The sequence below is a fragment of the Chloroflexota bacterium genome, from assembly GCA_034717495.1.
GTDB lineage: Bacteria > Chloroflexota > Anaerolineae > JAAEKA01 > JAAEKA01 > JAYELL01.
The window spans coordinates 1-7,819 of the sequence record JAYELL010000110.1 but is presented as its reverse complement, the minus strand read 5'-3'; the positions used below and the strand labels follow the sequence as shown (position 1 = coordinate 7,819).

Here is a 7,819-nt window from a genome sequence, read left to right as displayed (position 1 = left end):
CACACCAATGCCAACCAACGACCCGTGATTGATTTGGTTACCAACTTTTGAGAAGAGAAATGACACCAACCTGACTTGAACCATGATACACGATCGTTCATCTGTCGTCAATCCCTTGTTCGATCGCTATATCGTGCTATATCAAGCGCGGCATCAGCAAGCTGTTTGGAGAATTCTGAGATAATCCCCTGGCACTGGAGACTCTCCCCGGCCGGCCAGGCGGCGAGTCATCAGCGTTGGGAGGGTTGACCTGACTGAATTCCTGTCTGGTCCAAGGGTAGCGCATCAAGCTGTGCTACCCTTTTCTCTTTTCGACTTACCTCCTTGACAGTCTGCCGGGTTTCTTTCTCAACCTCGCTCATGCAATTCCCCCGCGAGATGATCCGGTCAGGTGGCGGACAGGCCATCGGAGGTGCCTGGTCCGGGTGGTTGGCCCATTGCGGTGCGCATCACGTCGCGCAACTCGCGATACCCCAGAACGTGAACGCCAGCAGCGGCCAGATGAGATCGGAGCTCCTGGCTCATCATGGCCTGGTAATCGGCAATCCGCTGCCAGGCATCCCGGATGATGGCTTCTATCTCGCTGCCAGGCAGGGCCGGGTGGATGATCAGGTGGGTGAGCCCGGGTTGCAGTGCTTCGCACGCTCGCTGGTACGCGCCCAACGGGTCCTCCGCAGGTCCCAATGAGACAGACGCAACGTGATCGATCAACGGCAGGCCCATGGCTTCCAGCCGGTCGAGCTCTTCACCGAAGACAGCAGTGGTGTGAGTGGGCAGGGCCAGTCTCTGCGCCAGTTCTGGCGTCAAGCGGGGAAACAATCCGGGGAGGCGACGCTCCATGGCCAGATTCAGGTAGCCAGAAAAGACCTGGGGATGAATGACCGCGGCCATGTGGGTATCAACGTGAGTGACGTCGATACCCGCTGCCAGAGCCCGCACAACCTGAGCCCTTATTTCGGCTAGGGCAGCCTCTGGCGAAACCTGTCCATGCAGCGCTCTGACCGTACGAGGCAGGTACCCTTCCTCATCCAGCAGGCCGCTGGCCGGATCACGGGTGGAGATCGGAGGCCAACGGTAGGACGGATGCTCACTGTTCAGTGTCAGATGCACGCCGATGTCGGCTTCTGGATGCTGGCGGCCATAGGCTGCCAGTTCGGGGAACCAGGGACAGGGCACCATGGCCGAGCCACAGGTCACCAGGCCAAAGGACACCAGATCGGCAAAGGCAGCATTGGCGGCGTGACACATGCCCAGATCGTCGGCGTGAATGATGACCACGCGATCTTGTGGTGAAAAGCCCAGTTCGATCAGGGCCGGGTTACGATGCATGAGAACTCTTTCGCTCGCCGAGTCATAGGTCGATTCTCCATGGAACCTAGTGCATGACGGCATAGATAAACATGCAGATAAAGACCGTTCCTACCTCCAGTGGAGGACCTTGGTAACGGCATAGTTGTTTAGCCCACAGTGCACTAGCCGCAGAAGCTCTGGCCCCGTTCGTATCTCGCTCTGAACTGCCCTTCTCTTGCCCACCCCGAGAAAGGGATTCACGAGTCGCTTCCTGAGTTCGCGGGGGGAGCCGCCGTAGCCCGCACCATCAATTGAGTCGTCAGCACCTCCGTGCGAGCGCGATCGCTTTTCGGTCCGTCTTCTGCTTCTGCACAGCCAACCTCTGCCAGGATGCCATAGTGATCTGAGGCATACAGGGTCGGATCCTGAGGATGCGGTCTCGTGAAAGTCAGACATGCTTGCGTCGCGCGAAAAGCCCATGGAGTGAGAAAAATATAGTCAAGGGTCCTGGGTTGATACCAGTCTCCAATCTCCTTCACCAAAGGTGTAGGGAATGTGTGACTGGGTTCATGACCATGAACAGACTTGTATGCAGACACCAGCTCTTTCTCTACCTCTTTGACTGTCTCGCTTTCAGGTCTGGCATTCAAATCACCGACCAGGATCCAACTTGTGACTTCCGAGCTTCTGTCCGCCACCCAAGCCAAGAGATGTCTGGTCTGGATAAGGCGGATAGATTCATCATCCTTTGGCAAGTGGTGCAAGTGGGTATTGATGATTCCTATTCGGTTTCTACACCTCTGTATCACGATCGATTGCGCAATGCGGCCCGCCTCAGGGAGTTCGATTCTCTCAGATTCGATCACCTGGTCTCTGGTCAGGATGGCGACACCCTCTCTGGGCTGAGGACTCCACTTTTCTTCGACGAATACTCGGTATGGACGCTCAGACAGGTACCCGTTAACAGCACGCGCAATTGTCTGTGCTTGCTCGATGGCGAGAGCCACCTCCTGAAATCCTATGATGTCGGGGAGTTCAGCGAGAACCCCCTGCATGACGAGGCCAAAGCGATCAGGCCATCGATCTGCATCATGTCGCAAGTTTAGGGTCATTATCTTCATGAGTCACTATGCTGTGCGATGGCCTCGCTGGCCGTTCGTATCTCGCTCTGAACCGTCCTTCTCTTGCCCACCCCGAGAAAGGGATACACGAGTCGCTTCCTCAACTCGCGAGAGGAGCCGTCGTCGCGCGCACCTTCAGCCGAGTTGGCAGCAGCTCCATACGAGGTGGACCCTCATGGCCCTCGATGCGTTCGATGAGCAGCTCGGCCGCCCGTCTGCCCAAAGCAAAGGGGTCTTGAGCCACAGAAGTCAGCGGAACTGGCAAGAAAGCAACGAAATCCATATCGTCGAAACCCACCAGCGAAAGATCGCGCGGTACGCTCAAGTGCGCCAGGCTCGCTGCCTTCAGGGCGAGCAAGGCCGTCAGATCATTCATGGCAAAAATGGCCGTCGGTGGCTGTGGCATCTGCAGCCTCTCCTCAATAGCTGCAATCTCCACGCTCGTACCAGCCCCTCAACCTTTGGTGCCCGTCAAGGCGATGCCCTGTACAAAGTAGCGCTGGGCCAGGACATAGACCAGGAGCACCGGAACCATGGTCATCACCGATGCTGCCATGAGCAGGGTCCATTCGGTATAGTACAGATCCTGGAAGTAAGACAGCCCCACACTTAGCACCAGCTTCTCGACCGAATTGATCACGACGAGCGGCCACATAAAGTCGTTCCAGGAGCCTACGAAAGCAAAGATGACCAGCGTTGCGATGGCAGGCTTGGACAGCGGAAGGCAGACGCGCCAAAAGATGTCCAGATGGCTGGCGCCATCCAGGATCGCGGCGTCATCCAAACTGCGCGGAATGCCCATGAAGAACTGCCGCATCAGGAATACGCCAAAGGCCGAGAACATCCCTGGGACGATCAGGGCCTGGTAGGTGTCTATCCAATGCAGCCAGCGCATAGCAATGAAGCGAGGAATGACAGTGACTTGTCCGGGGACCATCATCGTGCCCAGATAGAAGAGAAAGATAACATCCCGACCGGGGAAGCGCAGCCGCGCGAAGGCATATCCCGCCATGCAAGAGGTGATCAGCAAGCCCAGCGTGCGCAGCAGTGTCACAAAGACGGTGTTGGCGTAGAACTGCAGGAAGGGCACATGGGAGAACACGGCGATGTAGTTCTGCCATTGAGGATCAGATGGGATCCACTGGATGGGCCACCGCGCCACCTCGGGCAGAGTCTTCAGGGAGGTCGATGCCATCCAGGCAAAAGGCACCAGCGCAAAGAGCGCGCCACAGATGAGCACCAGATACAGCAGCCCGATTGCCAGGTGCTTCGGAGTGATTCGCATTTGGAAGCGACGTGTTTCCGCGGCCTTTCCCCTGCCAGCGCGCTCATTCATAGTAGGTGCGCTCCCGCTGGGCACGATACTGAATGACGGTGAACAAAAAGATCACGACGAACAGCAGCCACGAAAGGGCACTGGCGTACCCCATGCGGAATGATTGGAACGCGTTCTGGAAGATGTAATAGACCATTGTTGCCGTCGCATTGGCCGGCCCGCCACGGGTCAGGACATAGACCTGGCCAAAGACCTGGAAAGACGAGATGATAGACGTGACCATGACGAAGAAGGTCGTGGTGGTCAGCATCGGCAGTGTGACGTGGCGGAAGCGCTGCCAGGCATTGGCCCCATCCACGGCGGCAGCGTCGTATAGATGTTGGGGGATACCCTGCAGGCCGGCCAGGTAGATGACCATGCCATAGCCAAGGCTCTTCCAGACGCTCATGATAATCACGGATGGCATGGCCCAGCGCGTCGAGGTCAGCCAGGGAACGGCCGGCACGTTCACGAGGCTGAGGAGGTAGTTGATCATGCCAAAGTTGCTATTGTATAGCCAGCGCCACACCATGGTGATGGCAACCATGGGGGCTACCACGGGCAGGTAGTAGAGGCCGCGGAAGAGCGTTACCCCGCGGATCTTCTGATTGAGAGCGAGAGCCAGGGCAAGCGAAAGAGCCATGGACGTTGGCACGGTGCCCACGGTGTAGACCGCCGTGTTCTTGAGTACCCTCCAGAACATTGGATCATGCAGGGCTCTTGCATAGTTGCCGAGTCCCACGAACTCGGGTGGGTGGATCAGATTCCACTTTACGAAACTCAGCCCCAGCGAAGCGACCACTGGAAGTGCGGTGAAGGCCAGGAAGCCGATGATGCTGGGGGTCAAAAAAAAGACGGCCCAGCGGCGCTCGGACCTCAGTAGTGGGTTTGTTGGACGCCCATGGGCGGTCATTGTGATAGCCCGTCCTCTAGATCGGTGCCCAGGTGGCTCGCCCGAGCCGCCTGGGCACGGCTGGAATGCGTAGCCCTACTGCGCCAGTAGGGCGTCCACCTCCTGCTTCATGAGCGGGACGGCTTCCTCGGGTTCCATTTCGCCAATAGCCATGAGCTGCAGGTAATTGAGCATCACGGGCAGCATATCGTTCCACTTGGGCGAGGCAAAGAAGGGACGGGCGTATGGCACGGCATCCAGGAATGGCTGCTGGATCTCCAGCGTGGGATCGTCCAATAGATCGTATATGGCGGGTAGCCCGTTGCCGCTTTCGATGAAGATGCGAACTCCCTCCGGCCCGGTCAACCACTTGAGGAACTCCCAGGCCTCCTGCGGATGCTCGGAGTCGGTGGCGATGCCTCGGCCGGCCCAGTTGAAGACTACAGCCCGCCCCGCCGAGCCCTTGGGCAGCTCCGAAATACCCCACTCAAAGTCGGTGATCTGGTTGAGGACCTGCGTGGCGCCTCGGTGATCGATGAGCATGGCGATCTGCCCTGACGCGAACAGCTCCTGCTGGCCACCAGACTGCATCAGTTCCACCAGGGTGGGCATCACGCCGTGCTTCAGAGAGAGGTCGAAGTACCACTCCAGAGTCTCCAGGGCAGCCGGCTGGTCCAGCAGCACCACGGAGGGATTCGTATCGTTGTCAAAGACCTCTCCACCGTTCTGCCAGATGAAGAACCACATGTTCAGGGCGCTGTTGGTGTAGCCGTACTGGATCACACGGCCATCCGCGCGCTTGGTCAGAGCCTTGGCAGCCTCCAAAAGATCATCATGGTCCCAATCCCGGTTGGGGTAATCCAGGCCAGCCTCGTCGAACAGATCCTTGTTGTAGTAGAGAGCGCCGATGTTGAAGCCTCCGGGCAAGGAATAGATATTGTCCTCATACTTCATGACATCGATGGTGATGGGAAGGTAGTCATGGATGTCGAAGTCGGGGTCGGCTTCAATGAAGGGATCGAGAGGCTGGTAGATGCCCTGGGCAGCATAGGCAGGGACGTTCTCACCACCGATCATGATCACGTCCGGGGACGTACCACCGGCGATCATGGTCTGCACTTTCTGCAGGTGATCACTCATCCCTGGCGAATTGATGTTCTCCACTCGGACCCTGTCTTGTTTGGCATGGAACTGCCTGATGGCCTCCTGGTACAGATCCGCCTGGATCGCCCCACCCCAGGTGGCCCAGGTGATGGTCACCGGCTCGGGCGTTGGTGGCGGTGGTGTCGGTGTGACTTCCTTCTCCACCTCCGGCGTGCCGGCGACGACAACGGTCTCCTCGACCTTCTGTGTGACTTGGGACACCGGTGCCGGGGCACACGCAGTTAACAGAAACGTCCCGACCAGGAGACCGACCAACACACTCCACCACATCTTGTTACCTTGCATGGTTACTCCTCCTCGTGCTTCGTGCGAGCCAAAAAAAAAAAACCAACCTACCTGGTCCGATTCGTTGATGCCTGTGAGCTACCCCCTTCCACCTCCGCATAGCCAGACGAGACCTCCGTTCCCCGAGGTTAGGACGGAGGACGGGTGTTCCTGAGCACGGGGAGACAATTCGCGCAGCTGCTCTGCTATCTCCCGGTCGACCTTGCCCTCATCGCCTTTCGGCAGAATGTAGGTTGGCCGGTTTACCTGCACTTGGTTTCGACCGATGCTGACTACCATACAGCAGTCACCTGCGTTCCTTTTCATCCAGGGTAATGATATGTTTCTTGGCCATGCCAGTAGCACATCGCTAACCCTCATTTTCAGGAAATCCTTGCGCCAACATAGCACACGTGCCCGGCTCTGTCAAGACGAGATTTCCTGGTACAGCAATTCTATCCATGGCTATCGGTTAGCGTATTTTCTCCCTCCCGAACCTTGCCCTTTCTCTCGATAGACACCTACCTTACCACATCTCACACCATCTTGAGAATTGCTGCCAGTTCAGCCTTCCGCTTGACAGCGATGACAAGTGAAGTAGTCGAAAAAACCTGGCACAACTATGCCCTGGTGGAGTGGTCAGACAACATCGGCATCTCAGACGATCCGCCACCGGTTAACTATCCAGGTATGCCACCCGCTTTTCGCCCGATGACCTGAAGCAGATGCGTTACTGGCATGGAACAGCTGCCGCAAGTCCGCTTTGTCCACGCCTGTGATTTGCGCTAGAATCGGGCCGGTCGAACAACCAACCATCGCCCTCTTCTCCGAGCTGGGCTGGGAAACGGCCAACGGCCTCTTCGAGCAGGGAGATCACCGCCCGGTCACTGGGCGAGAGACGACCCAGGAAGTTGTTCTCAAACCCCATCTGCAGGCTGCCCTGGAACGCCTCAACCCGCGCCTGCCTAACAGGGCTTTCTTGATCCGATTTCCAACCACCCTCGAAACCTTGTTCGTTTGGCACCGGCAAGGCGTTATAGTTCAATGTAGCCACATTGGTAGCTGCATTTCAAGGAGCCAACCGCCATGCCCAAGATCGGCGTCCATGAACTAACAGACGCCACGTCGGAAGTTATCAGAACCGTGCGCGAGGAGCAGGCGGAGTATATCGTCACCTACTGGGGAGAGCCGGTAGCGGTGATCCTGCCCATGGACGATGTCCGGCGCCGCATCCTGGAGACGCGCATCCTGGTTGAGGCACGCGCCCATACCGACTACTGGTCCGCGCTGGACGCCCTGGCGGCAGAGATCGACGACGCCTGGATGCAGGATCAGGGCGCCATCGAGATACTTGACAAGCAGTGGCGCGAGCTGTGACCACGCCAGCCAGTTTCGCCTCGACGCCACTGTTCTAGCAGGCTACCATTAGGGTGACGCCCGGCTTTGCCATCCCTCTTCAATCCCCAGGAAGGGCGTCGGCTGCCGTCGCTGTCATAGTGTCATAGATAGTGTCATAGATGGAACGGCACAGGCCGCCGACGGGCAGATCCCAACAGGAAGCGATCATAGCTAAACTGAAGTCATTATGAGACCAGAAGTTTTTCGAAATCAGGGTCCAATTCAAATTTGGGCCAGAGTCGCTGATTATGGCCACTGGATCGAGATTGATACGTTCAATGAAAGCCTTACAAGCCAGAAAAAGGTCTCGCATGGTTTTGTAGCAATGCTGTTGAGTCACTTCTTCTCGCAACCATTTCCAAAGTCCCTCAATGG

10 protein-coding genes are annotated in these 7,819 nt (G+C 57.5%); 2 read left to right on the top strand and 8 right to left on the bottom strand.

Annotation, left to right across the window (positions count from 1 at the left end):
* Positions 1–387: 387 nt before the first annotated feature.
* From U9R25_19815 to U9R25_19790, 6 genes are all read right to left on the bottom strand, one after another.
* Positions 388–1,329 carry a polysaccharide deacetylase family protein gene (locus U9R25_19815; GenBank protein MEA3338141.1) on the bottom strand — a complete coding sequence of 314 codons (942 nt, stop codon included), beginning with the start codon at positions 1,327–1,329 and terminating at the stop codon, positions 388–390.
* A 218-nt stretch (positions 1,330–1,547) separates the two neighbouring features.
* Positions 1,548–2,411 carry an endonuclease/exonuclease/phosphatase family protein gene (locus U9R25_19810; GenBank protein ID MEA3338140.1) on the bottom strand — a complete coding sequence of 288 codons (864 nt, stop codon included), beginning with the start codon at positions 2,409–2,411 and terminating at the stop codon, positions 1,548–1,550.
* A gap of 100 nt (positions 2,412–2,511) precedes the next feature.
* Positions 2,512–2,850, bottom strand: coding sequence for a substrate-binding domain-containing protein (locus U9R25_19805; GenBank protein ID MEA3338139.1), 339 nt, complete (start codon positions 2,848–2,850; stop codon positions 2,512–2,514).
* 15 nt (positions 2,851–2,865) lie between these two features.
* A complete protein-coding gene (locus tag U9R25_19800; GenBank protein ID MEA3338138.1) occupies positions 2,866–3,696 on the bottom strand; it encodes a carbohydrate ABC transporter permease in 831 nt (276 codons plus the stop codon).
* A gap of 43 nt (positions 3,697–3,739) precedes the next feature.
* The gene (locus U9R25_19795; GenBank protein ID MEA3338137.1) at positions 3,740–4,639 is read right to left on the bottom strand and encodes a sugar ABC transporter permease; all 900 of its coding nucleotides are present in this window, start codon (positions 4,637–4,639) and stop codon (positions 3,740–3,742) included.
* A 75-nt stretch (positions 4,640–4,714) separates the two neighbouring features.
* Positions 4,715–6,067: an ABC transporter substrate-binding protein gene (locus tag U9R25_19790; protein ID MEA3338136.1), complete on the bottom strand. Its 1,353-nt coding sequence runs from the start codon at positions 6,065–6,067 to the stop codon at positions 4,715–4,717.
* A 564-nt stretch (positions 6,068–6,631) separates the two neighbouring features.
* Between U9R25_19790 and U9R25_19785 the strand changes: the two genes are divergently transcribed.
* Positions 6,632–6,766, top strand: coding sequence for a hypothetical protein (locus U9R25_19785; protein ID MEA3338135.1), 135 nt, complete (start codon positions 6,632–6,634; stop codon positions 6,764–6,766).
* 10 nt (positions 6,767–6,776) lie between these two features.
* Here U9R25_19785 and U9R25_19780 read toward each other — a convergent pair whose 3' ends face one another.
* The gene (locus U9R25_19780; protein ID MEA3338134.1) at positions 6,777–7,100 is read right to left on the bottom strand and encodes a hypothetical protein; all 324 of its coding nucleotides are present in this window, start codon (positions 7,098–7,100) and stop codon (positions 6,777–6,779) included.
* A 32-nt stretch (positions 7,101–7,132) separates the two neighbouring features.
* On the opposite strand from U9R25_19780, the gene U9R25_19775 reads away from it, so the two are divergent.
* A complete protein-coding gene (locus U9R25_19775) occupies positions 7,133–7,423 on the top strand; it encodes a type II toxin-antitoxin system prevent-host-death family antitoxin (protein MEA3338133.1) in 291 nt (96 codons plus the stop codon).
* A 79-nt stretch (positions 7,424–7,502) separates the two neighbouring features.
* Here U9R25_19775 and U9R25_19770 read toward each other — a convergent pair.
* Positions 7,503–7,819, bottom strand: a 317-nt coding sequence (locus tag U9R25_19770; GenBank protein ID MEA3338132.1) for a hypothetical protein, incomplete at its 5' end; no start/stop codon positions are given.

Bases quoted from the DNA above. Each gene is read 5' to 3' on its own strand.
- U9R25_19815 (MEA3338141.1), bottom strand. From the start codon at position 1,329: ATGCATCGTAACCCGGCCCTGATCGAACTGGGCTTTTCACCACAAGAT.
- U9R25_19775 (MEA3338133.1), top strand. From the start codon at position 7,133: ATGCCCAAGATCGGCGTCCATGAACTAACAGACGCCACGTCGGAAGTT.
- U9R25_19810 (MEA3338140.1), bottom strand. From the start codon at position 2,411: ATGAAGATAATGACCCTAAACTTGCGACATGATGCAGATCGATGGCCT.
- U9R25_19785 (MEA3338135.1), top strand. From the start codon at position 6,632: ATGACAAGTGAAGTAGTCGAAAAAACCTGGCACAACTATGCCCTGGTG.
- U9R25_19790 (MEA3338136.1), bottom strand. From the start codon at position 6,067: ATGCAAGGTAACAAGATGTGGTGGAGTGTGTTGGTCGGTCTCCTGGTC.
- U9R25_19795 (MEA3338137.1), bottom strand. From the start codon at position 4,639: ATGACCGCCCATGGGCGTCCAACAAACCCACTACTGAGGTCCGAGCGC.
- U9R25_19800 (MEA3338138.1), bottom strand. From the start codon at position 3,696: ATGCGAATCACTCCGAAGCACCTGGCAATCGGGCTGCTGTATCTGGTG.